This is a genomic window from Pseudomonas sp. G166 (assembly GCF_037027455.2).
In the GTDB taxonomy this organism is placed as follows: Bacteria; Pseudomonadota; Gammaproteobacteria; order Pseudomonadales; family Pseudomonadaceae; genus Aquipseudomonas.
In genome coordinates, this window is the sequence record NZ_CP146985.1 from 5,692,185 (window position 1) to 5,717,423 (window position 25,239).

A 25,239-nucleotide genomic window follows, 5' to 3' on the forward strand; every position below is an offset into this window, starting at 1 on the left:
CTCAGACCAAAGCATAGTCAAGGCGTGAACCCCGAGCCGGGCTTCGTGGATTCATGACTTGCCGGATAGTTTTTGCAAAATGTCACGGAACCCCTGGATCGTGCCTAAACTCCAAATTGCGCGGCTGGAACAATAACCGGCCCACTGGCGCCTAGCCCAACAGGAACGAGGTGCCAGACCCTGTCCATTGGTATGCACATAAAGAGAACATAGCTATGAAACGGATTCTTCTCGGTACTCTCTTCACCGCTGTATCCATCAACGCCATGGCCCAGGCGCCGGGCGGCCCGGATTGCGGCTGGGGCAACATGCTGTTTGAAGGTCAGCGTGGCACCCCGGCTCACTTCCTGGCATCCACCACCAACGGCACCTCCGGTAACGCTACCTTCGGCATGACGTCCGGCACCAACGGTTGCTCGACCAACGCGGCACTGACCTACGGTGGCAAGTCCTGGCTGGCCATGAATGGCATGATGAACGAGCTGTCCGAGGACATGGCCAAGGGTCAGGGCGAAGCGCTGACCACCTACGCCGTGGTGCTCGGCGTGGCGCCGGAAGACCGTGCGCACTTCTCCGCCGTCACTCACGAGCACTTCCAGCAGATCTTCAGCAAGGCTGACGTGACCGCCGAAGACGTGCATACCAACACCCTGGCCGTACTGAAAAGCGACCCTCGCCTGGCCAAGTACGCCACTCAAGCTTAAGCTCGACACCACTCGCTCCTTCCGGGGAGCGGGTTTTTCTTTTTCGGGCCCCCTTGCGGTCTTTATTTTCGACTTTCCAAGTAGCCGACTATGCTCAAACGCCTTGCCTGGCTGGCGCTCTGTGTCTGCGCCCCGCTGTCCGCCGCGCCTCATGTCGACCCTCAACGTTTGCAGCAACTGGCCAATGACCGCTTCTGGATTTCCCTGGGCCATTACGAAACCGCCAAGCTGGGTGGCTGGCGTAGCTATGTCAGCGACAAGAAATTCTTCCTCGCCCCCGACGGCAACGAACACCCCGACCGTGAACTGAGCGCCACGCTGAACGCCTTGTACGGCCCGGCCAGCGCCGGCCAACAACACGCCCAGTGCGTGTACCCGGCGCGCACGCGCTGGCTCAAAGCGCAGCTCAAACTGACGGATCTGCCAGCGGTCAACTGCAGCGAATTCAACCAATGGTTCAAGGACGTGTCGCCCCACAGCGCGGTGATGATTTTCCCCGCGGCGTACCTCAACAGCCCGTCCTCGATGTTCGGTCACACCTTGCTACGCATCGATCAGGCCGACGTGCAGGCCGACAAGACCGCCCTGCTCAGCTATGCGATCAATTTCGGCGCCTACATCGAAGGCTCGGACAACAGCATCCTCTACGCCTGGAAAGGCCTCATGGGCGGCTATCCGGGCCTGTTCGCCCTGGTGCCTTACCAGGAAAAACTCTCCGAGTACCGTAGCCTGGAGAACCGCGACCTGTGGGAATACCGCCTGAACCTGAGCCAGGCGGAAACCGAGCGCATGGTCGAGCACGTCTGGGAACTCAAGCAGATTCAGTTCGACTATTTTTTCTTCGACGAAAACTGTTCCTATCGCCTGCTCGAACTGCTGCAAGTGGCCCGTCCCAGCCTGCACCTGACCGAACAATTCCCGCTGACAGCCATTCCCACCGACACCGTCAAAGCCGTGAAAGAAGCCGGTCTGGTGGAAAGCATCGACTATCGGCCGTCCCGTGAACGGGAACTGCTCAGCCGCGCCGAGCCGCTCAACAACGACGAACAGCAATGGGTGCTGAAAGTCAGCGCCGACCAGCAGCAACTGCAAACGCCCGGATTCAAGGCGCTGGCGCGCGAACGCCAGGCCCTGATCATCGATGCGGCCTATCGCCTGGAGCGCTATCGCGCCAACGGCCAGGAGCGCGATCCGCAACGCTCCCAGCGCAGCTTCGAATTGTTGCGGGCGATCAACCAGAACCCCGCGCCAGAACTGGACATCCCGCAACCTGGCCTGCCCGAGAATGGCCATGAGTCGCGCACCTGGCAGGCCGGCCTCGGCACGCGAGGCGACCGGGCGTTTGGCGAGTATGGCTTGCGCATGGCCTACCACGACCTCAACGACAACGGCGAGAGCTTCCCACTGGGCGCGCAGATCGAGATCCTGCAACTGAAACTGCGCCAGTACGAAGGCAATGACTGGCAAGTGCAGCAACTGGACCTGGCAACCATTCGCTCCCTGACCCCGCGCAACGAGCTGCTGCAACCGCTGTCCTGGCAGGTCACCGGCGGCCTGGAGCGGGTGCCGGGCAGACACGACGATGAAACCTTGGTCAGCCACGTCAACGGCGGCGCCGGTGGTACCTGGGCGTTGGGCGAAGATGTGCTGGGCTTTGCCCTGGGCACGGTGCGCGTCGAGCACAACAACGACTTCGCCCAGTTCATCGCCCCGGCCGCGGGCTTCAACAGCGGCGTGCTGTGGAAAAACCCGCTGGGCAACCTGAGCCTGGAAGCCAAGGGGGATTATTTCGTCAACGGCGAATTGCGTCGTAGCCTGAGCCTGAATCAACAGTGGGAGTTGTCCCGCAACCTCGGCTTGCGCTTGAGTGCCCAGCGGGAGTTCAGCCAACTGGCCTCGCCGGAGAACGAGGTGATGCTCGAGGTGAAGTGGTATCACTATTGATCAAGACATGTGCGCACGCGCAAAGCCAAGAACAGATTGATCACAACGCTTTCACATCGGCCTGACGAATCCGCTTCTAGACTTCTTGTATAAGTGGATGCGGCAGGACGGTAGAAAATGAGGCGCGCGGCAGTGGTACTGGGTGTGTTGATGTTGCTCGGCGGCTGTGAAACCACCCATGAAGACCTGATCGCCCGCGGTTATCCACCGGCGTTCGCCGACGGCTACGACGACGGCTGCAGCAGTGGTCGGCAAGCCGCTGGAGTGATGACCGGCCAGTTCAGGAAAGACGTGCCGCGCTACCTCAAGGATGCACGCTACGCTGAAGGCTGGAGCGATGGTTTTCGCCAATGCCAGGCCATGCGCGAGAGCGAGGAGCGTGACGCCTACCGTGAACGTCACTGGGACGAGCGCGAACGGGCCTGGCAGCAACAGAAGGACCAGGGCGCCGCGCGGGCTTATCGCTCGCAGTGAGTCGCGCATGGACATTCGTTGAAACCAAAAGCCTGCGACCATGGCCCAAACTCCAACCAGAGGAGCAATTCCATGAGTCGCGCCTTCGTCAACGAAGACAACGCCGCAGCCCAGGCCGATCAGCCGGTCGAACGCCAGGTCAGCGCACAAGCCAATTACGTCACCGCCGCCGGACTCGCCCAATTGCAGGCGCGGGTTGCCCAATTGCAGACGCTGCACAGCCAGCAGACGGCCAGAGGGGACCAGGCAGACAAACAGCGCATCGCGGACATTGAACGGGATCTGCGCTATTTCAATCAGCGCCTGCAAAGTGCGCAAGTGGTTATGCCCACGTCATCCGACCAAGTGCGGATCGGCCATTGGGTGTCCTTTGTCGATGAGCAAGAGCACGAGCAACGGGTGCAATTGGTAGGTGAAGACCAGGCCGATGCGGCCAGTGGGCTGATCAACTGGGGCTCGCCGCTGGGGCGAGCGTTGTTAGGGGCCAAGGTCGGGGATGAGGTGATCTGGGAACGACCGGTGGGGAATCTCGCCATTGAAATCATTGCGATAGAGCCTGCTTAAGCGACGCTTGTTAAGTGCAGCGATAGAACACTTCAAACTCTTCGCATCGTCAACAGTGTTGGATAAAGGGTTTAAATCTTCTAGCACTAGAGCCTGACGACAGCAGATTACATGCCTGTAGCAACATGTAACCGCAACATAAGGTCATAACGACAAGTTGGTGTTAAACCAGGAGCATGCTACTGTTTTTTCCGCACCAAAACAGGTGCGTGACAACAGTAGAGGAGAAACATAATGAGCGAACAAATACTGGCAATGTCAGGTGACTTCGACGGTGACTTCAAGTCCTACCAACAAGTTAACAGCCTTGGCATTGAGTCAGCAGCGCTGACCATTGTCGAGTGCGGCACCACCGAGTGCACCGCTCTTTTGTGCTAACCCCTACCCTTTCAAAGTCACCATGTAACACGACTTTGACATCCCTAATCCCATTCATAAAAAACTTCATTTCACATCCTACAGTTCGGGCGCAATGACTGGTTTCCGATTGACCACAAGTCACTGTACGTGATGTTTAATAATTGATGAGGCAATACCATGAGCGAAAAAATCCTGAACATGTCCGGTGACTTCTATCTCGAATTCGACGCCTACCAAGCGCCCGCCAGCAACATCGGGGAAATGCTGGTAACCTCGATGGAATGTTACACCTTTGGCGGCTGCACCGTCATTGAATGTTCGACACTCGGCTGTTAACTCCGGTTAACTAATCATCGAAACAGGCAACATCTATAAACATAGAGCAGGCATCGCCTATCATTGATGAGGAAATACCATGAGCGAAAAAATCCTGAACATGTCCGGTGACTTCTATCTCGAATTCGACGCTTACCAAGCGCCCGCCAACAACATCGGCGGAATGCTGGTAACAACAATGGAATGCAATACCTTTGGAACGTGCACCGCCATTGAATGCTCAACAATCATGTGTTAATCCCGGTTAACTTATCACCATACAGGCAACACTTTTAAACATAGAGCAGGCATCGCCTGCTCTATCCATGCCAGGAGCTACGGCATGCTTGTTAACGCTTTGAAGTTGGATCAGCGTGGGAAGTGCAGATATTCTTCCGACGGCGACATCGCCCTTTTTGAAAACAACCTGACCCGTCTGCATGCTGACGACCAAACCTTGCTGAATCACTTTGGGTTGAACAGGGAGCAGCTGATCTCTTATATCAAGGAACCTATCAACCAGCAGTGCTTGCCCGCCGCTGGCGAAACCGCCTTGAATGCCCTCAAGGATAAGCTTGCTCGCCTCGACAGCATTAATGTCGAAACAAAAGAAAGCTCAGGCGGCACGGATAATTTTTATTGGTTCAGCTATCGTTTTTTTCTTTATTTCGTCGACGCCTTCAAGGCAGATGAGCGCTATTTGAATGCGTCAACGCACATTGATGAACCCGCGTTGTTTGCAAGCCTTGAACGCTATGTCCTGGCCCGGGTTGAACGCACGGCGGAGCAGAGCCTGGTCCATTATTTGAATACACGGATTGCGAACGGTGATGACATTGACTTGAACGGATTCAATGAGCATCTGCGCACGTTGCCGCTGCTGACATTCTTCGAATCCTACCCAGTTCTAGCGACACTGCTGTTTGATCTGCTGGAAGACACCCTCCATTACCTTTATGCAGTCATTCACAACTTCGCCGACGATGCTGAAGCGCTGGTGCGGGAATTTTCGATTCCGTCCCGGAAAATCGAGGCTATCGAGCTTGGCCTGGGTGACCCCCATGGTCGCGGCGAAACGGTCTGCCAAGTCAAGATCAGCACGACTTCATTGGTCTACAAGCCAAGAGCAAACCGGGAGGCGATTTTTTTCTATCGTCTTCTTGGAAAGTTGCGTGAGTGGACAGGCGCGGATTGTTTTTCTATCCACACCCCACGGATCCTCAGCCGCGAGCGACATAGCTGGGTAGAGAAAATCGACAACCTACCTTGTGACAGCGAAGCGGACGTTGGACTGTTCTATGAAAAAATGGGGGCACAAATAGCCGTCATCCATGCATTGAATGGGATCGACTTTCACTACGAAAACATTATCGCGTGCGGCAACAGTCCGGTCATGATCGACCTCGAGTGCTTGTTCACGGCTTCCACCAGCGACCTGCTCACTGACCTGCCCGCTGGCTGCGCACTGTCCAATAGCTTTAAATTGGTCCAGCGGTCGATATGTTCCAGCGGCTTCGTACCCTTTTCACAGCAACTCAATAACGACCAAAGTGGTCTGACCCGACAAGCCTTATTCATCTCAACCCGCCATTCCCTGGTTTTCGACGGTGGTTTTTATCATCTGCGTAAAGTCGAATTCGAACACCACCTGATGCAAAAACACTTGCCGCTTTTGCAGAGTGAGCGCAAGGGGCCCCAAGCTTATAAAGCAGAGCTTCTCCAAGGCTTTGAATATGCCTATGGCAGACTCATGGTTCACCGGCACGCGATCATGCAGAAGCTTGAACAAGCCGCAGGCGAACTGTCGACCCGGGTGTTGCTGAAAAACTCTCAACGCTACGCTGACTTCATCGGGCTGATCCGTCACCCGCGCTTCATGCAGAACATGCTCGACAGAGAACTCCTGCTCGCGACCTTGTGGAAAGATTTGAAAGAACCCTATCGGGAAAAGGGCATTCCCCGCTATGAAATAGCCGACCTGCAAAGGTCCAGCATTCCGTGCTTTACCATGCCGCTGAACGCCAACTATTTTACGAGCGCACAGGGTGAAACAATACCGATGGCGGCCGTGGAGCCCCCGCTGGAAAGCTGCCTACAGAAAATAGCCAACCTGTCCCACAAAGACTGGGCCTTGCAACGCACCTTGCTCGAAATCTGTTTGTTCCCAGAACCGAATGGACATCCACCATCGCTTATCAAGCAAACGCTGGCGAACCGTGAAAAGAAGCCCCTCGACGCGATTCTGAGCATCAGTTCCCGCCTCGAGGAACTCGCGATAGTGGGCGCAGCAGAGGATGTAAGCTGGCTGTCTTTCCATATGCACCCCACGACTCAGAGAAAATACCCCTCGCCAATGGATCACGGGCTGTACTCCGGTATCGCCGGGATTGGGTTGTTTTACCTGAGCCTGTTTAAAGTGAGCGGCAAACCGCGCTTTCTATCGCGCATGGATCAGGTTCTGGACTCACTGGAACAACGCTTCGGCTTTTTCAAAACCGATTTGACGGTCAGTGCGTATCACGGGCTGGGGTCTTACATCTATCTGCTCATCAATCGTCGCCAGGTCACTGGAGACGCCAGTCACGATGAAAAAATTGCCGGCCTGCTGACCCAGCTGATTGAAGTGCCTCCTGAACACTATGATTTCGACTTCCTGGGAGGTTGTTGTGGGGCGGTGACACTACTGGCCAATATCCATGCGTTATCGGCACAGGAGGACGTGTTGCCGGCCATACAACGCATGGTCGACTACATAAAAGACCAAATCCTGATTGAAGACGGCCAGCTTCTGCGACGCGATGACCGCTCTGTCATTCTGACAGGCTTGTCCCACGGCCTCTCGGGCGTCATCCATGCCCTGTGCAAAGCCTATGACGTGACCGGCGATGCGACGCTGGTGCCTTTGGCCATCCAGGTACTCGTGGGTGAAAATCGCTTGAGTCGGGATGGTTTCTGGCTGGACCTGCGCAACCTCGGGCCGGCGGACCATACGTCCAAGTGGTGCCACGGCGACGGAGGCATCCTCATCGCCAGACGACAGCTCATGGAGTCGATGGGGGACGCCCTGGATGAAGCGACCAGGCAGACCGTGCTCGACGATATACAGCGATGCGAGAACAATCTCTGGCAACACGGGTTTGGCGAGGGCTACAACCTGTGCCATGGCGACTTCGGCAATCTGCTCTGCCTGTATGACCTGTATCGGCATTCAGATAACCCCGAGGGTATGAACAGAGTCAGAGAGGCACTTGACGAAGTCTCCCGGCAATTTTTCGAAGGGCCCTCTCTCGACAGTGATCGGGTGCCCGATGTCAGTCTGCTGACTGGAATCGCAGGGGCGGGCTATGCCTTGCTGTACCAGATGGATCCGACGCTTCCCAACATTCTCTCGCTCGATTTCGCGACACCAGCATAGACAGCCCCCACAATGGATTTGCATGCATAAAAAAACGGAGCCTTTCGAAGGCTCCGTTTTTTATGCAACTGACCGCGAATCAGGCCAGTTTCTTGTGCCGTACACGGTGCGGTTGGGCGGCCGCTTCGCCGAGACGTTTCTTGCGATCGGCTTCGTACTCGGTGTAGTTACCTTCGAAGAACACCGCTTGCGAGTCGTCTTCGTACGCCAGGATGTGGGTCGCCACGCGGTCAAGGAACCACCGATCGTGGGAGATCACAATGGCGGCGCCCGGGAAGTCCAGCAGGGCTTCTTCCAGGGAACGCAGGGTTTCGACGTCGAGGTCGTTGGACGGTTCGTCGAGCAGCAGGACGTTGCCACCCTCCTTCAAGGTCAACGCCAGGTGCAAGCGACCGCGCTCACCACCGGACAGGTCCTTGACGAACTTCTGCTGGTCGCCGCCCTTGAAGTTGAAGCGGCCCACGTAGGTGCGCGACGGAATTTCATAGTTGCCGATGCGGATCTGGTCGGAACCGTCGGAGATCTGCTGGAACACGGTCTTGCTGCCGTCCAGGTCTTCGCGGCTCTGGTCGACGCAGGCCAATTGCACGGTTTCACCGATTTCGATGCTGCCCGAATCCGGTGTTTCCTTGCCCATCAGCATGCGGAACAGCGTGGATTTACCCGCGCCGTTACCACCGATCACACCGACGATGGCGCCTTTGGGCATGGAGAACGACAGGTTGTCGATCAGCACGCGATCGCCATAGCCCTTGGTGACGTTCTTGAACTCGATGACCTTGTCACCCAGGCGCGGACCGGCCGGAATGTAGATCTCGTTGGTTTCGCTGCGCTTCTGGAATTCCTGGGACTGCATTTCCTCGAAGCGCTGCAGACGCGCCTTGGATTTGGACTGGCGGGCCTTGGCGCCTTTGCGCACCCACTCCAGTTCTTCCTTCATGGCTTTTTCATGGGCCGACTGCTGCTTGGATTCCTGGGCCAGACGATCGGACTTGGCTTCCAGCCAGCCCGAATAGTTGCCTTCGTACGGGATACCCGCGCCACGGTCCAGTTCCAGGATCCAGCCGGCGACGTTATCGAGGAAGTAACGGTCGTGCGTAATCGCGACCACGGTGCCCGGGAAATCGTGCAGGAAGTGTTCGAGCCAGGCGACGGAGTCGGCGTCCAGGTGGTTGGTCGGTTCGTCGAGCAGCAGCATGTCCGGGGCGGACAGCAGCAGCCGGCACAGGGCCACACGGCGTTTTTCACCGCCGGACAGGTGTTCGACCTTAGCGTCCCAGGCCGGCAGGCGCAGCGCATCGGCGGCGACTTCCAGCTGACGGTCCAGGTTGTGGCCATCGCTGGCCTGCAGGATCGCTTCGAGCTTGGCCTGTTCGGCAGCCAGCTTGTCGAAATCGGCATCCGGCTCGGCGTAGGCAGCGTAGACCTCATCCAGGCGCGCCTGGGCGTCCTTGATCACGCTGACCGCTTCCTCGACCACTTCACGCACGGTCTTGGTCGGGTCCAGCTGAGGCTCTTGAGGCAGGTAGCCGATGTTCAGGTCCGGCATCGGACGGGCTTCGCCGTCGAATTCGTTATCGACGCCGGCCATGATTTTCAGCAACGTGGACTTACCCGAACCGTTGAGACCCAGCACGCCGATCTTGGCGCCGGGGAAGAACGAGAGTGAAATATTTTTCAGGATTTCCCGCTTCGGCGGAACAACTTTGCTCAGCCGATGCATGGTGAAGACGTATTGAGCCATGGTGAACCTAGCGTCAGTGACAGGTGAAAAGAACGAGCCAGGCCATGCACAGCGCAGGCACTTGATGGTCATCAATGCCTGCGGGCAGTTAAAGCCTGGGAGTCTGGAGCCGGAGCGCTCTTGTTTGACCGGCAAAGCTACCTCAACCGTCCGTCAAGGTCCAGCCGCCAGGGACTGGCACTTTGCCACAACTCAAGGCATGCTAGCCGCCCTTCGGGCGTCCGGCTTATAGTGCACGTCGCGCCAGTCCAGCAAACTGCAGGATTACAGCTTGTCCAAAGTCACGCCGACCCTGTCCCCACGCGCACCGGCTGCTGTGCCCGGCTCCCCCCTGCGCGGGACATTGAAAGGCGCACTGGCCACGCTGGTGCTGCTGTTGCTCGGATTACTCTTCTGGCAGTTACTCGACCAACTGCGCGAAACCCAGCAGCAACAGCGCCAATACACTATCGACTACACCGCCGATCTGGCCGCGCAAGTCAGCCTGAACATGGCCCTGAACGCGCAAATCGCCCTCAACCTGCTACCCATCGTCGAACAACCGCAAACGGCCGACGAACAGCAGGCCCTGTTGCGCAAACTCCAGCAATCGTTGCCCGAGCTGCGTAGCCTGGCATTGCTGAGCCCCTCCGGCAAAGTACTCAGTGACAGCGATGCCCAGAGCCAGGACGCTGACTACCTGGGTGAACTGGTACGCCGAAGTCATGCCCAGGCGCACTATTTCAGCAACGCAGAAGACGGTTCCGTGGTGCACCTGCTGTTGCACCAGGCCACCGGCAGCACCCGCGGTTATTGGGCCCTGCGCCTGAACCCAAGCTTTTTCTCGACCCTGACCAAACAGGTCGATGTCGGCTTGCGCCCGCTGTGGCTGGTGGAAAACCGCCTCAACCAACAGATCATCAGTCGCGACGAAGGGCTGCCCTCGGCCAGCGCTACCCGTCTATCGCCGGATGACCTGAACAACACCGTGCTGACCGTGCCCTTGAGCAGCAGCGACTGGCAGCTGCGCGGGCTGTTCGACCGTCGCCAGGTGATCGAACAACTGCTGCCGGCCTTCGTCGGCAAATGCCTGCTGGGCCTGGCGTTTTCGTTGTTGCCGGTGATTGCCCTGCTGAGCATGCGCCGGCGCCAGCGCCAACTGCACGAAGGTCGTCGTCGCTACCAGGATATTTTCGAAGGCACTGGCGTGGCCCTGTGCGTGCTCGATCTGTCGGGGCTCAAGGCCTTTTTTGAGCGGGCCGGCTTGCACAATGGCGATCAATTGCGCGCTTGGATGAAAACCTCTCATCAAATCGAGCAATTGCGCCAGGAAGTTCACGTCACCGAAGTCAACCAGATGGCGTTGAAGCTGCTCAACGTCGACTCCTGCGATCAGGCCTGGCAACTGCTGGTCGGCAAGGGTGCGCAGGACCACAACCCCGTTGGTTCGAAGCTGCTCGAAGCACTGCTCGACCAACACAAGCAACTGGAGCTGGAAATCAGGCTCCAGGACGCCCATGGCCGTGATCAGCACCTGTGGCTGGTACTGCGCCTGCCGGAAAGACAGCAAGACTATAACGCCGTCATCCTCAGCATCAGCGACATCACCAGCCGCAAGCTGATCGAGCTCTCGCTGCTTGAACGAGAAGGCTTCTGGTCCGACGTGGTGCGCACCGTACCGGATCATCTCTACGTGCAGGACGTCATCAGCCAGCGGATGATCTTCAGCAACCATCACCTGGGCCAGACCCTGGGGTACGACCGCACCGAGCTGCAACAGATGGGCGAGTACTTCTGGGAAATCCTGCTGCACAGCGAAGACGCCGATCATTACCATTGCCTGCGCCAGGAACAACGCCGGGCCGGTTACGCGCAACTGCTGCAATGCCAGCTGCGCTTTCGTCATCGCAATGGCAAATGGCGGCGTTTCGACATCCGTGAACAGGCCCTGGCCCGGGACCGCTACGACCAGGTGACACGGATCATCGGCGTCGCCAAGGACATCACCGAGCAGATCGAGGCCAGTGAATCGCTGCGTGACAGCGAACAACGCTACCGGATGCTCGCTGAAAGCATCAGCGATGTGATTTTCTCCACCGACAACAAGCTCTCGCTCAACTATGTCAGCCCGTCGGTACAGGCAGTGCTGGGCTACACCGCCGATTGGATCTTCCAGAACGGCTGGCAATCGACCATCGCCAATCCACAGCAGCTGACCGGCATCTACACCCTGATGGACCGGGTCAGCAAGGCCCTCGACAAGCCCGAACAATTGGCCGAGCTGCGCAACCAGATGCAAACCCAGCTGTTCCTGTTCGACTGTCTGCGCGCCGACGGACGCAAGATCCCCATCGAACTGCGACTGGTGCTGGTGTGGGATGAAAACGGCGCGTTCGAAGGCGTGCTCGGCGTGGGTCGCGATATCAGCCAGCAGCGACGCGCCGAAAAAGACCTGCGCATGGCCGCCACGGTGTTCGAACATTCGACCTCGGCGATCCTGATCACCGACCCGGCCGGCTACATCGTCCAGGCCAACGAAGCCTTCAGCCGCGTCAGTGGTTATGCAGTGTCGCAAGTGCTGGACCAACTGCCCAACATGCTGACCGTGGACGAGCAGCAGGAAGCCCACTTGCGCTACGTGCTCAAGCAGCTGCAACAGCACAGCACCTGGGAGGGCGAAGTCTGGCTCAAGCGCCGCAATGGCGAACATTACCCGGCTTGGGTCGGCATCACAGCGGTGCTGGACGACGAAGGCGACCTGGCCAGCTATGTGTGTTTTTTCAGCGACATCAGCGAGCGCAAGGCCAGCGAGCAACGGATCCATCGCCTGGCCTACTACGACGCCCTGACCCACCTGCCCAACCGCACGCTGTTCCAGGACCGCCTGCACACCGCGCTGCAATCGGCCGAGCGGCAGAAGACTTGGGTCGTGTTGATGTTCCTCGACCTGGACCGTTTCAAACCGATCAACGACTCCCTGGGCCATGCCGCCGGCGACCGGATGCTCAAGGAGATGGCCACGCGCCTGCTCGGCTGCGTGGCCGACGACGACACCGTGGCGCGCATGGGCGGCGACGAATTCACCCTGCTGCTGCAACCGCGCGCCAGTCGGGAAATGGCATTGAACCGGGCCATTACCGTGGCCGAACAGATCCTCGCCAGCCTGGTCCGACCCTTCGTGCTCGAAGGTCGGGAGTTCTTCGTCACCGCCAGTATCGGTATCGCCCTGAGCCCCCAGGACGGCAACGAGCTGAGCCAGTTGATGAAAAACGCCGACACCGCCATGTACCACGCCAAGGAGCGAGGCAAGAACAACTTCCAGTTCTACCAGGCCGACATGAACGCCAGCGCCCTGGAGCGCCTGGAGCTGGAAAGCGACCTGCGCCATGCCCTGGAGCAGAACGAGTTCGTGCTGTATTACCAGCCGCAGTTCAGCGGTGATGGCAAACGTTTGACCGGCACCGAGGCCCTGCTGCGCTGGCGTCATCCACGACGCGGACTGGTGCCGCCGGGGGACTTCATTCCGGTGCTCGAAGAACTCGGGCTGGTGGTGGACGTCGGCGACTGGGTCATCAGCGAGGCCTGTCGCCAACTCAGGACCTGGCACCAGGCCAAGGTCCGGGTGCCGAAGGTCTCGGTCAACATTTCCGCCCGGCAGTTTTCCGACGGCCAGCTCGGCACGCGCATCGCCAATATCCTGCGCAGCACCGGTCTGCCGCCAGCCTGCCTGGAGCTGGAACTGACCGAAAGTATCCTGATGCGTGAAGTCAGCGAGGCGATGCAGATCCTCGACGGCTTGAAAAACCTCGGGTTGAGCATTGCGGTGGATGACTTCGGCACCGGTTATTCGTCGCTCAACTACCTCAAGCAATTCCCCATCGATGTGCTGAAGATCGACCGCACCTTTGTCGACGGCCTGCCCTCCGGCGAGCAGGACGCCCAGATCGCCCGGGCAATCATCGCCATGGCCCATAGCCTCAACCTGGCAGTGATCGCCGAAGGCGTCGAGACCCACGAGCAATTGGACTTTCTGCGCGAGCACGGCTGCGACGAGGTCCAGGGCTACCTGTTCGGCCGGCCGATGCCGGCTAATCGGTTTGAAGCGCAGTTCAGCAATGATGCGTTGTTCATGCTCGACTGAAATTTCTGCTGCCTGGACTGGCTTCATCGCGAGCTTGCTCGCTCCCACAATTGTTTTTGGTTGCCCTTGGAATCCACAGACGCCACAGACCCCCTGTGGGAGCGAGCAAGCTCGCGATGAGGCCGGTACAGGTGACGCCAAGCCCTGCTTGAACCCCATTCGTCCGCGACATGATGTCCTTTCATATGCCTTCCAAAACCGGTTGGGTTAGAATGCCCCCCTTTTCTGCCCCCGATCCTTGAGGACCGCCATGTTCAGCCGTGATTTGACTATTGCCAAGTACGACGCCGATCTCTTTGCCGCCATGGAGCAAGAAGCTCAGCGCCAGGAAGAGCACATTGAGCTGATCGCTTCGGAAAACTACACCAGCCCTGCGGTGATGGAAGCTCAAGGCTCGGTACTGACCAACAAATACGCCGAAGGCTACCCAGGCAAGCGCTACTACGGCGGTTGCGAGTTCGTCGATGTGGTCGAGCAACTGGCCATCGACCGTGCCAAGGAGCTGTTCGGTGCCGACTACGCCAACGTCCAGCCCCACGCCGGTTCCCAAGCCAACGCCGCTGTCTACCTGGCGCTGCTGTCGGCCGGTGACACCATCCTGGGCATGAGCCTGGCCCACGGCGGTCACCTGACCCACGGCGCCAGCGTTTCCTCCTCCGGCAAGCTGTACAACGCTATCCAGTACGGCATCGACGGCAATGGCCTGATCGACTACGACGAAGTCGAGCGCCTGGCTCTGGAACACAAGCCGAAGATGATCGTGGCCGGTTTCTCTGCCTACTCGCAGATCCTCGACTTCCCACGCTTCCGCGAAATCGCCGACAAGGTCGGTGCCTACCTGTTCGTGGACATGGCTCACGTTGCGGGCCTGGTCGCCGCCGGCGTCTACCCGAACCCGGTGCCATTCGCCGACGTGGTCACCACCACCACCCACAAAACCCTGCGCGGCCCACGTGGCGGCCTGATCCTGGCTCGCGCCAACGCCGACATCGAGAAGAAGCTGAACTCCGCTGTCTTCCCGGGTGCCCAGGGCGGCCCACTGGAACACGTGATCGCCGCCAAGGCGATCTGCTTCAAGGAAGCCCTGCAACCTGAGTTCAAGGCTTACCAACAGCAAGTGGTGAAAAACGCCAAGGCCATGGCCGGCGTGTTCATCGAACGCGGCTTCGACGTGGTCTCCGGCGGTACCGAGAACCACCTGTTCCTGCTGTCCCTGATCAAACAGGACATCTCCGGTAAAGACGCTGACGCGGCGCTGGGCAAGGCGTTCATCACCGTGAACAAGAACTCGGTGCCAAACGACCCACGCTCTCCGTTCGTCACCTCGGGCCTGCGCTTCGGCACCCCAGCCGTAACCACCCGCGGTTTCAAGGAAGCCGAGTGCAAGGAACTGGCCGGCTGGATCTGCGACATCCTGGCTGACCTGAACAACGAAGCTGTGATCGACGCTGTTCGTGAGAAGGTCAAGGCTATCTGCAAGAAGTTGCCGGTATACGGCGCTTAATCAGCCCGCCAGACCGTAGTTAAAAAGGCCCGCATCGAAAGATGCGGGCCTTTTTTATTAGTCGTCAACCAGACAAGGCCAATTAACCAAGTTACCCGCAATCCCATGCAACGCTCGCCACCGCACTTAACTTTCTGCAATACAGATAACACCACCGACAATCAATAAATCAATAATATCCAGCTCGCTCCACCTCACAACTCAATACAGGATTCAATTATCACATGGACAGTGAACAATCTTTTCATGCAACACTTAATATGTTTGACGCCCACGTAAATCTACTTGAAACGCTGCATGGCAAACCCGCGATGGCGACCGTCAGTTCATTCAGCGGTGGATTCTTTACCGGCAAACCGCAAACCCATGATCACTCACACCTGCTCGGCATGCGCGCCGAAGCCCAGGGCGTGGACTGCACCCCATTGATGCTGCATTTCCAGCCTACGCCCAATGGCTACATCCTGACCCTGAAAAACCCCGGGGAATACCATAACAAACTGATTAGCAAGAGCTGGCTTGAAGTGCTTGGCGCACAGAATTCAAACACTGTTAATCCGACGCGTTTCCTCCTTATCGATCATCAACAAAACATCATCACACGAAAAAGTATCAACACCCAGCACCCCCCCATCTCGCTCATGACCGCGACTAATAAATATGTCGGTGGATTAAGAATGCGCGGGTCGCCTTATATTTATCTTGCCGAGACCGAAGAAAAGTCAAAGATAACTTTCATCTTGAGCCTGCGTGAAGGAGTGTAGGGCCCGCCCAAAAACATGAAACCAGGTAGCCCCTGTGACGAGAGGTTTGTCCCCTCGCCCCAGGGGCTGCGTCAGGTTGACCGGCTGCAAAATTTTTTAATTGGAAGAAAAGGCTCAAGCACAGGGGTTTCATCAGAACTGGTAAGACCGGTAAAGCCAAAACCCCGCAATTCAGCTTGCATCCCCTGAAAAACCGCGCCTAGACTGCGCCTGCACTGGACAAACCGGTAAGACCACAATAGTGAAGTCCTGACGCCAACGGCCCAGCGCCGACGAACAAGGACACCGAACCAGGAATCCCTCCCATGCTCAAATGGTGCTCGCGGTCGATCTTCCTTCAAGTTGTCCTCGGACTGGTGCTCGGCATCGTCTGCGGGCTTACCCTTCCCGAATACTCTGCACAGCTCAAACCCCTCGGCGACGGCTTTATCAAGCTGATCAAGATGCTCATCGGCCTGATCGTGTTCTGCGTGGTGGTCAGCGGTATCTCCGGTGCCGGCGACCTGAAGAAGGTCGGACGCATTGGTCTCAAGTCGGTGATTTACTTCGAAGTGCTCACCACCATCGCCCTGGTCCTCGGCCTGGTGCTGGCCTTCAGCACCGGCATCGGCAGCGGCGCGAACATTCATCTGGAGCAGTTTTCCAGCGCAGACATGGGGGATATCGCTCAGCGTGGCCAACACATGGTCACCACCACTCAGTTCCTCATGAACCTGATTCCGACTTCGGTGATCGGTGCGTTCGCCGATAACAACATCCTGCAGGTGTTGCTGTTCTCGGTACTGTTCGGCAGTGCGTTGAATCTGGTGGGCGACGCGGCTTCCGGCATTTCGCGGTTGATCAACGAACTCAGCCACGTGATTTTTCGCATCATGGGCATGATCGTGCGCCTGGCCCCTATCGGCGTGTTCGGCGCCATTGCCTTCACCACCAGCAAATACGGCCTGGACTCGTTGCAGCACTTGGGCAGCCTCGTCGGGCTGTTCTACCTGACCTGCATCGCTTTTGTCGCGGTGATCCTGGGCCTGGTCATGCGCGCGTCGGGCCTGCCGATGCTGCCGTTCCTCAAATACCTGCGCGAAGAGCTGCTCATCGTCCTCGGCACTGCTTCGTCCGACGCCGTGCTGCCACAGATCATGCGCAAGCTCGAACACCTCGGGATCGGCAGCTCCACCGTGGGCTTGGTCATTCCCACCGGTTACTCGTTCAACCTCGACGGTTTTTCGATTTATCTGACCTTGGCGATTGTCTTCATTGCCAACGCGACCGGTACGCCCCTGGCCCTGAGCGATCTGTTGACCATCCTGCTGGTGTCGCTGATCACCTCCAAGGGCGCTCACGGGATTCCCGGCTCGGCGCTGGTGATCCTGGCCGCCACACTGACAGCGATCCCGGCGATCCCGGTGGTCGGCCTGGTGCTGGTGCTGGCCGTGGACTGGTTCATGGGCATCGGTCGCGCACTGACCAACCTGATCGGCAACTGCGTGGCCACCGTGGCGATTGCCCGCTGGGAAAAAGACATCGATGTCCCTCGGGCGCGCAAAGTACTGTCGGGCCAACAAGGTTATGCCTTTCAATCGAGAAAACCGGTGGGCAGCGCCCATCATCAGCAATTCTGAAAGACCGCAGTGCCGGCCCGCGAACCGGCACCGCCTAAGTGATTTTCAAGGAGTGACATGTGATCAGTTCATCAACCGTCGTCAATTCCGTGGTGGAGAAACTCCGTGCCGCCCTGGCCCGGGGCCAATGGCGTTCGGGCGACATGCTGCCCGGTCAGCGTGAACTGGCCGAGCAACTGGGTATCAGCCGGCCAAGTCTGCGTGAAGCGGTGATTGTGCTGGAGACCCTGGGACTGGTGCGCTCGATGCCCGGCAAGGGCGTCGTGGTGCTGGAGGCCACGTTCAGCGATACGGCCGGTGAAAGCAGTGCCATGGCCGGTGCGAGCCTGGAAGATGTGCTGCAACTGCGCTACACCCTGGAGCCCTTCATCGTCGGCCTTGTGGCCCAGTCCATCAGCAGCAAGGAAGTCGGCCAGTTGCGCCTGACCCTCATGGACATGCGCGAAGCCCTGGAAGCCAACGACAGCGACGCCTGCGCCAACGCCAACATCGCTTTTCATGAAGAGCTGTTTGCCCTGACCTCCAACCCAATCTTCCAGAACGTGGTCCAGCAGACCAGCAACGCGCTCAAGCAAAGCGCTGATGTACTGCGTAATTCGCCCGAGCACCTGGCCGAACGCCTGGAAGAGAACGAAGCCGTGGTGCGCGCCATCCGTGGCAAGAACAGCGCCCAGGCCAGCGCTGAAATGCGTCGGCACATTCTCAGGGAAGGCCAGCGCATGGGCATCGAACTGAATATTCCGGACGACAGCCTCGGCACTTGAGCCAGGGCCCGCGGAGACTGCCATGAACAATCTCGTTTCCCATCAACATAACTGCAACGTGCTCGCCGGCCTGCCTCTGCCCGGCCGGATCGGCAAACCGTCGGTGGACGATATCTACCCGCGGATCTTCGATGCCATCCTCGAACAACGTATTGCTCCGGCCAGCCGTTTCACCGAGGAAAGCCTGGGGGATGTATTCGGTGTCAGCCGCAGCATCATTCGCCGCGTCCTGGCGCGCCTGTCTCACCAGCAAGTGGTGATCCTGCGCCCGAACCATCGACCACAAGTCGCAGCGCCGGACCTGGAACAGACGCGGCAGATCCTGCACGCCCGTCGCCTGGCCGAACAGACCCTGGTGCGCCTGGCCTGCAAGGCACCGCAACCGCAGGATCTACGGCGCCTGCGAGAGCTGGTGGAACAGGAACAGCACTGCCTGGATCGCGGCGAGCGCGGCCCGGCGATACGCCTGTCCGGCGAGTTTCACCTGCACTTGGCGGCCATGGCCGGTAACGCGCCATTGGCGCAATTCCTCGGCAGCCTGGTGCCATTGACCTCGCTGGCCCTGGCGCGGCACGAGATAAAGTCCCGCAGGCATTGCGCCTGGCAGGAGCATCTGGCAATCGTCGAGGCCGTGGAAGGCGGTAATGCTAATGAGGCAGTGCGGTTGATGGACGAGCACCTGGACCATCTGGAGCAAAAGCTGACGATCAGATAGCTGTTGTGGCGAGGGAGCTTGCTCCCGCTCGGTCGCGCAGCAACCGCCAAAAAGCGAGGGCGGCTACGCCTCCCAGCGGAAGCAAGCTCCCTCGCCATGAGATGCTCTTTAGCCGCACATTGTCGATGGTCGCAGGCAAAGCGTCGTCAAAGTAGGATGGCGTCGAAGCCTGCGCGGATTTTTTCCTCGGGCAGCTCGTCGGCGATAAATACGATAACGCTTTCCCGCGGCTCATCCGGGGCCCATTCAGTGTCCCAATCGAAACCGTACAGCTTGAGCACGCCCTGGAACACCAATCGCCGGGGTTCATTGGCGATGTTCAACACGCCCTTGTAGCGCAGCAACTGCTTGCCATGCGCTTCCAGCAACTGGTTCATGAACTCGCTGAGCTTGTCGATATCCAGCGGTTTGTCGGTGCGCAGCACGAGGCTGCTGATGCGGTCACCTGGGGTTGCCTTGCCGACCGGGCGCAAACTGAACCCCGCGCCCAGGTCGGCATTGAGATTGAAACCACGGATATCGAGCAGTTCGGCCAGATCGATCTTGCCGTGTTCAACCACCCTGATCGGCGCCCGTCGGTTGATGCGCGTCAGGCGCTCGCCAAGGGCCTCGACCTGGGCGGCGTCCACCAGGTCGGTCTTGCTCAAAAGCAGGCGATCGGCGAACCCCACCTGAGCCTGGGCGATGGCCTGGGCCAGGTGGACATCGGCGTGAGCGGCGTCCACCAGGGTCAGGATCCCATCGAGGATGTAGCGCTCGCGCAGGTCCTCGTCGATGAAAAACGTCTGGGCTACCGGGGCCGGGTCAGCCAGGCCGGTGCACTCGATGACCAGGCGATCGAAAGCGATCTCACCACTGTCCAGCCGCTCCAGCAGCAGGTAAAGGGCCTTGGTCAGGTCGGTATGGATGGTGCAGCACACACAGCCGTTGGCCAGGGTCATGACTTGCACCGGCTCGTCGCCGAGCAGTTGCGTGTCGATGCCGGCATCGCTGAATTCGTTCTCGATCACGGCGATTTTCAGGCCATGCTCGGCCTTGAGCAGATGGCGCAACAACGTGGTCTTGCCGGCGCCGAGGAAGCCGCTGAGGATGGTGACCGGGATGGGAGAGGACAACATGGTTCTCCTGTTTCGAAATTAAAGAAAAGCACAAACCCCTGTTGGAGCGGGCTTGCTCGCGAAAGCGGTAGGTCAGCCGACATCGATGCTCCTGACCCGACGCCATCGCGAGCAAGCTCGCTCCCACAAGGGGTTTCTGTGGCGTATGCAAACTCTGAGACCACCCAAAAACAACTGTGGGAGCGAGCTTGCTCGCGATAGCGGTAGGTCAGCCGACATGATCGCAACTGACACTACGCCTTCGCGAGCAAGCCCGCTCCCACAAGAGTTACCTCAACCCAAGCGGTGCTTCAACAGCACTTGGGCCCACCCTTGCCACCGTAACGGGCCTCCTGGCGTTCGCGGAAGAACGCCTCGTAGTCCATCAGCGGTTTGTCCGGGTGCTTGGTTTGCATGTGCTCGACGTAGTTGTCGTAGTCGGGCATGCCGACCATCAGGCGCGCGGCCTGACCGAGGTATTTACCGAGGCGACTCAAGTCATTGAACATCGTTGCAATCCTCGTTTCAGGCGTCCGGCACGGCCTGGAATGGCGCTTCTTTATCCGTGCGTTCCTTGGTGCCCCAGGCGGCGATGCCAACCTTGAGCGCGTAGAACAGGATGCTGAAGACCACGAACAGGAACAACACCGTCAGCGTTGCGTTGGTGTAGGCGTTGAACACCACGTGCTGCATCTGCTCGATGCTCTTGGCCGGGGCCAGGATCTGGCCGGCGGCCAGGGCATCGTTGTATTTGCGGGCCAGGGCCAAAAAGCCGATCGCCGGGTTGGCGTCGAACAGCTTGATCAGGCCTGCCGTGGTGGTGCAGATCAGCAGCCAGGCCGCTGGCAGCATGGTCACCCAGACGTAGCGCTGGCGCTTCATCTTGATCAGTACCACGGTGGCGAGCATCAGGGCGATACCGGCCAGCATCTGGTTGGAGATGCCGAACAGCGGCCACAAGGTGTTGATGCCGCCCAGCGGATCGATCACGCCCTGGTACAAAAGGTAGCCCCACATCGCCACACAACCGGCGGTGGCGATCAGGTTGGCCGGCCAGGATTCGGTGCGCTTGAGCGAAGGCACGAACGAGCCGAGCAAATCCTGCAGCATGAACCGCCCGGCACGGGTACCGGCGTCCACTGCGGTAAGGATGAACAGCGCTTCGAACAGGATCGCGAAGTGGTACCAGAACGCCATGGTGTTCTCACCTGGCAGCACCGAGTGCAGGATCTGCGCGATCCCGACCGCCAGGGTCGGCGCACCGCCAGCACGGGCCAGCACGGTGGTTTCGCCGATGTCCTTGGCCACCGCTTGCAGCGCCTCAGGCGTGATGGCAAAGCCCCAACTGCTGACGGTCTGCGCCACGGCCACCACGTCACCGCCGACGATCGCCGCCGGGCTGTTCATGGCGAAGTACACACCCGGCTCGATCACCGAAGCGGCGACCATGGCCATGATCGCCACGAAGGACTCCATCAGCATGCCGCCGTAACCGATGTAGCGGGCATTGACTTCGTTATCCAGAAGCTTGGGCGTGGTGCCCGACGAGATCAGCGCATGGAACCCCGAGACCGCGCCGCAGGCGATGGTGATGAACAGGAACGGGAACAGCCCGCCCTTCCACACCGGCCCGGTGCCGTCGGTGAACTGGGTCAGCGCCGGCATTTTCAGCTCGGGCATGGTGACCAGGATGCCGATCGCCAGGGCGACGATGGTACCGATCTTGAGAAACGTCGACAGGTAGTCCCGCGGCGCCAGGATCAGCCACACCGGCAGCACTGCCGCGACAAAACCGTAGCCGATCAGCATCCAGGTGATCTGGATCCCGGTGAAGGAGAAAGCCTTGGCCCAGACCGGGTCGGCGGCGATCTGCCCGCCCAGCCAGATCGAGCCCAGCAGCAACAGCACGCCGATGAGCGAGATTTCCCCGATGCGGCCCGGACGGATGTAGCGCATGTAGATGCCCATGAACATCGCGATCGGGATGGTCGCCATCACGGTGAAGATGCCCCATGGGCTCTCGGCCAGGGCCTTGACCACGATCAGCGCCAGCACCGCGAGGATGATGATCATGATCAGGAAGCAGCCGAACAGCGCGATAGTGCCGGGGATGCGGCCCATTTCTTCACGGACCATGTCGCCCAGGGAGCGCCCGTTGCGGCGGGTGGACAGGAACAGGACCATGAAGTCCTGCACCGCACCGGCCAGCACCACGCCGGCGATCAGCCAGAGCGTGCCGGGCAGGTAGCCCATCTGCGCCGCCAGCACCGGCCCGACCAGCGGCCCCGCACCGGCAATGGCCGCGAAGTGGTGGCCGAAGAGAATGTGTTTGTTGGTCGGGACATAGTCCAGGCCATCGTTGTTGAGCACGGCGGGGGTGGCCCGACGCGCATCGAGTTGCATCACGTTGTTGGCGATGAAGAGGCTGTAGTAGCGGTAGGCGACCAGGTAGATGGCCACGGCTGCGACGACGATCCAGAGGGCGTTGATCGGTTCGCCGCGGCGCAAGGCCACGACGCCCAGGGCGCACGCTCCTACGACGGCCAGCAGTAGCCAGGGTAGATGGCGCAGCAGGCTATTATTGTTTTTCATTTTTATATTCCAGCCAGGGTGGACAAGAAGGTAGCTATCGGAGTTTAGCGCTAACACGAGCAAAGGCCATACCTGACATTCGTCTACCAGCGGCCGAATGGTGACGATGATGCGCCAGCAGGGTCTATAGTCAGTGAATCTTCAGAGGGAACGCGTAATGAGCGATCGTCGCCGCTTCGTACGAATCGAATTTCATGCCAGGACCGAACTGAGCCAGACCCCATACAAATGGCCGGTAGAGCTGCTGGACCTGTCCCTCAAGGGCTTGCTGATCAAAAAACCCGAACCCTGGCTGGGGAATCCCGAAAAAACCTTTATTGCCGACATTCACCTGAGCAATGAGGTGGAAGTGCAGATGGAGGTTCGGTTGGCCCACGACGACCACGGCCACCTGGGCTTTGTCTGCGAGCATGTCGACCTGGACTCCATCGCCCACCTGCGCCGATTGGTGGAGCTGAACCTGGCCGATCATGATGAGCTGGAGCGGGAGCTGGCGGCGTTGATCCAGATCTGAATCAACGCCGATCCCTTTGTGGCGAGGGGATCTATCCCCTCGCCACAGGACCGCGGCATCACTCGAACAACGCATCCAACGCCTGCTCCAGGCGCGTCACGGCAATGATCTGCAACCCCGGCGGTGCTTCCTTCGGCGCGTTGCCCTTGGGCACGATGGCGCGTTTGAAACCATGCTTGGCCGCTTCCTTGAGTCGCTCCTGGCCACTGGGCACCGGCCGCACCTCGCCCGACAGCCCCACTTCGCCGAACACCAGCAGATCATGGGGCAACGGACGATTGCGCAGGCTGGACATGACCGCCGCCATCAACGCCAGGTCGGACGCGGTTTCCAGCACCTTGACCCCGCCGACCACGTTGAGGAAAACGTCCTGGTCGTGAGTCGGAATACCACCGTGTCGATGCAGGACAGCCAGCAGCATGGCAAGCCGATTCTGATCCAGCCCCAAGGTGACCCGGCGCGGATTCGCCAAGTGACTGTCGTCCACCAGGGCCTGAACTTCCACCAGCATCGGGCGCGTGCCTTCCCAGGTGGCCATGACCACGCTGCCCGGTACTTCTTCCTGGGCACGCGTCAGAAAAATCGCCGAAGGATTGGAGACTTCTTTCAGGCCTCTGTCAGTCATGCCGAACACACCCAGCTCGTTAACGGCGCCAAAGCGGTTCTTCACGGCTCGTAACAAACGCAGGCGCCCATCGGATTCGCCCTCGAAATACAACACGGTGTCGACCATGTGCTCCAGTACACGCGGGCCCGCCAGCGCGCCTTCCTTGGTGACGTGGCCCACCAGGAAAATCGCCGTACCGCTCTGCTTGGCATAACGCACCAGCAACGCCGCACTTTCGCGCACTTGAGACACGCCGCCCGGCGCCGATTGCAGTTGTTCAGTGAAAATCGTCTGGATCGAGTCGATCACCATGACCTTGGGTTTTTCCAGGCGCGCCGTGGCGATGATGGTTTCGATGCAGGTCTCGGTCATGACCCGTAGTTGGTCCTGGGGCAGCCCCAGTCGTCGGGCGCGCATGGCGACTTGCTGTTGGGATTCCTCACCGGTGACATACAGCGCCGGCATGCGGGTGGCGAGGTTGCACAAGGTCTGCAGCAGGATGGTGGACTTGCCGATGCCTGGGTCGCCGCCGATCAGCACCACCGAGCCGTCCACCAGGCCGCCGCCCAACACGCGGTCCAGTTCACCGGACGCGGTGGAAAAGCGTGGGATTTCTTCAACGCTGACTTCGGCCAGGGTCTTGATCTGTGCCTGCTGGCCGGCCCAGCCCGTGCGACCGGTGGGCGCCGCCGCACCGCCGCTTTCCACCATGGTTTCGGTCAGGGTATTCCAGGCTCCGCACTCGCTGCACTGGCCGGCCCATTTGGGAAAGGTCGAGCCGCACTCGGTGCAGCCGTACATGCGCTTTGCCTTGGCCATCTGAACTCCGGGTCAAAACCGCGATGATAGCCCAGCCAAGGTTCACTGAGGGGCCGGCATTCTGATTTCACCCTTGGCCAGCCCCTCCGCGGTATTGCCCAACGGATCCTTGGCCTGCAAGTCGGCGCCCTTGGCCTTCAAGGCATCGAGCAATTCATCACGCTTGAACAGACCGGCATACATCGCCGCGGTCTGCCCGGCACCATTGCGTTGGTCCGGACTGCAGTCGGTGGACAACAAACGGCGGGCAATCTGCACTTCACCCTTGAAAATGGCGCCCATCAGCGCCGTGTTGCCACGCTTGTCCTGGGCACAGGCATCGGCGCCGGCGGCCAGCAGTCGCTCCACCGCAGGGCCGTGACCGTGATAAGCGGCCAGGATCAGCGCGGTATAGCCCTTTTCATCCTGGGTGTTGAGCGAGTAACCGGCCTTGATGAAAGTATCGAGCATCGGCACGTCGCCCCGGCGGGCGGCGTCGAAATAATAGTTTTGCAACTGTTCTTGTACAGCAGCCGGGTCGGGGGGTATTGGCTGATCGGCCAGTACACTCATTGACCAGATTGCGAGCATCGATAAAAAGAATTTACCCATCATGACGTCTCCC

At 59.3% G+C, this 25,239-nt stretch carries 21 protein-coding genes; 15 read left to right on the forward strand and 6 right to left on the reverse strand.

Annotated elements, in window-relative coordinates:
- Positions 1–215 precede the first annotated feature (215 nt).
- From SGN16_RS25210 to lanM, 8 genes are all read left to right on the forward strand, one after another.
- A complete protein-coding gene (locus SGN16_RS25210) occupies positions 216–704 on the forward strand; it encodes a DUF3015 domain-containing protein (RefSeq protein ID WP_003185616.1) in 489 nt (162 codons plus the stop codon).
- 90 nt (positions 705–794) lie between these two features.
- Entirely contained in the window at positions 795–2,648 is a 1,854-nt protein-coding gene (locus tag SGN16_RS25215; RefSeq protein WP_335945974.1) for a DUF4105 domain-containing protein, read from the forward strand.
- Positions 2,649–2,765: 117 nt separating this feature from the next.
- Positions 2,766–3,122 (forward strand): hypothetical protein, encoded by a 357-nt coding sequence (locus tag SGN16_RS25220; protein ID WP_210641058.1) that lies wholly within the window; start codon positions 2,766–2,768, stop codon positions 3,120–3,122.
- Positions 3,123–3,194: 72 nt separating this feature from the next.
- A complete protein-coding gene (locus tag SGN16_RS25225) occupies positions 3,195–3,686 on the forward strand; it encodes a GreA/GreB family elongation factor (protein ID WP_210641060.1) in 492 nt (163 codons plus the stop codon).
- 234 nt (positions 3,687–3,920) lie between these two features.
- Complete coding sequence (locus SGN16_RS25230; RefSeq protein ID WP_178084280.1) at positions 3,921–4,064, forward strand: hypothetical protein; 144 nt, start codon at positions 3,921–3,923, stop codon at positions 4,062–4,064.
- Between the two features lie 159 nt (positions 4,065–4,223).
- Complete coding sequence (locus tag SGN16_RS25235; RefSeq protein WP_210641062.1) at positions 4,224–4,382, forward strand: hypothetical protein; 159 nt, start codon at positions 4,224–4,226, stop codon at positions 4,380–4,382.
- A 79-nt stretch (positions 4,383–4,461) separates the two neighbouring features.
- Positions 4,462–4,620 carry a hypothetical protein gene (locus tag SGN16_RS25240; protein ID WP_178084281.1) on the forward strand — a complete coding sequence of 53 codons (159 nt, stop codon included), beginning with the start codon at positions 4,462–4,464 and terminating at the stop codon, positions 4,618–4,620.
- Positions 4,621–4,704: 84 nt separating this feature from the next.
- Entirely contained in the window at positions 4,705–7,776 is a 3,072-nt protein-coding gene (gene lanM, locus SGN16_RS25245; RefSeq protein WP_335945975.1) for a type 2 lanthipeptide synthetase LanM, read from the forward strand.
- Between the two features lie 79 nt (positions 7,777–7,855).
- Here the strand turns inward: lanM and ettA are convergent, their stop codons facing one another.
- Entirely contained in the window at positions 7,856–9,520 is a 1,665-nt protein-coding gene (gene ettA / locus SGN16_RS25250) for an energy-dependent translational throttle protein EttA (protein WP_123344840.1), read from the reverse strand.
- 271 nt (positions 9,521–9,791) lie between these two features.
- On the opposite strand from ettA, the gene SGN16_RS25255 reads away from it, so the two are divergent.
- The 6 genes from SGN16_RS25255 (at position 9,792) to SGN16_RS25280 (ending at position 19,006) form a co-directional block, all read left to right on the forward strand.
- Positions 9,792–13,640, forward strand: coding sequence for a bifunctional diguanylate cyclase/phosphodiesterase (locus tag SGN16_RS25255; RefSeq protein ID WP_210641068.1), 3,849 nt, complete (start codon positions 9,792–9,794; stop codon positions 13,638–13,640).
- A 250-nt stretch (positions 13,641–13,890) separates the two neighbouring features.
- Entirely contained in the window at positions 13,891–15,144 is a 1,254-nt protein-coding gene (gene glyA, locus SGN16_RS25260) for a serine hydroxymethyltransferase (RefSeq protein ID WP_047230150.1), read from the forward strand.
- A gap of 224 nt (positions 15,145–15,368) precedes the next feature.
- Positions 15,369–15,908, forward strand: coding sequence for a hypothetical protein (locus tag SGN16_RS25265; protein WP_335945976.1), 540 nt, complete (start codon positions 15,369–15,371; stop codon positions 15,906–15,908).
- A 305-nt stretch (positions 15,909–16,213) separates the two neighbouring features.
- Entirely contained in the window at positions 16,214–17,527 is a 1,314-nt protein-coding gene (locus tag SGN16_RS25270) for a C4-dicarboxylate transporter DctA (RefSeq protein WP_210641071.1), read from the forward strand.
- Positions 17,528–17,586: 59 nt separating this feature from the next.
- Positions 17,587–18,291 (forward strand): FadR/GntR family transcriptional regulator, encoded by a 705-nt coding sequence (locus tag SGN16_RS25275; protein WP_335945977.1) that lies wholly within the window; start codon positions 17,587–17,589, stop codon positions 18,289–18,291.
- A gap of 22 nt (positions 18,292–18,313) precedes the next feature.
- Entirely contained in the window at positions 18,314–19,006 is a 693-nt protein-coding gene (locus SGN16_RS25280; protein WP_335945978.1) for a GntR family transcriptional regulator, read from the forward strand.
- Positions 19,007–19,152: 146 nt separating this feature from the next.
- On the opposite strand, the gene yjiA is transcribed toward SGN16_RS25280, so the two are convergent.
- From yjiA to SGN16_RS25295, 3 genes are all read right to left on the reverse strand, one after another.
- Positions 19,153–20,121, reverse strand: coding sequence for a GTPase (gene yjiA / locus SGN16_RS25285; protein ID WP_210645422.1), 969 nt, complete (start codon positions 20,119–20,121; stop codon positions 19,153–19,155).
- Positions 20,122–20,414: 293 nt separating this feature from the next.
- Complete coding sequence (locus SGN16_RS25290) at positions 20,415–20,612, reverse strand: YbdD/YjiX family protein (protein ID WP_003201656.1); 198 nt, start codon at positions 20,610–20,612, stop codon at positions 20,415–20,417.
- A gap of 16 nt (positions 20,613–20,628) precedes the next feature.
- A complete protein-coding gene (locus SGN16_RS25295; RefSeq protein WP_339101858.1) occupies positions 20,629–22,695 on the reverse strand; it encodes a carbon starvation CstA family protein in 2,067 nt (688 codons plus the stop codon).
- 157 nt (positions 22,696–22,852) lie between these two features.
- Here SGN16_RS25295 and SGN16_RS25300 point away from each other — a divergent pair, with 157 nt between their 5' ends.
- Positions 22,853–23,209 (forward strand): PilZ domain-containing protein, encoded by a 357-nt coding sequence (locus SGN16_RS25300; protein ID WP_210641084.1) that lies wholly within the window; start codon positions 22,853–22,855, stop codon positions 23,207–23,209.
- Positions 23,210–23,267: 58 nt separating this feature from the next.
- Here the strand turns inward: SGN16_RS25300 and radA are convergent, their stop codons facing one another.
- Positions 23,268–24,635 carry a DNA repair protein RadA gene (gene radA / locus SGN16_RS25305; protein ID WP_003185644.1) on the reverse strand — a complete coding sequence of 456 codons (1,368 nt, stop codon included), beginning with the start codon at positions 24,633–24,635 and terminating at the stop codon, positions 23,268–23,270.
- A 42-nt stretch (positions 24,636–24,677) separates the two neighbouring features.
- Entirely contained in the window at positions 24,678–25,205 is a 528-nt protein-coding gene (locus SGN16_RS25310) for an ankyrin repeat domain-containing protein (RefSeq protein ID WP_335945905.1), read from the reverse strand.
- Between the last annotated feature and the right edge of the window lie 34 nt (positions 25,206–25,239).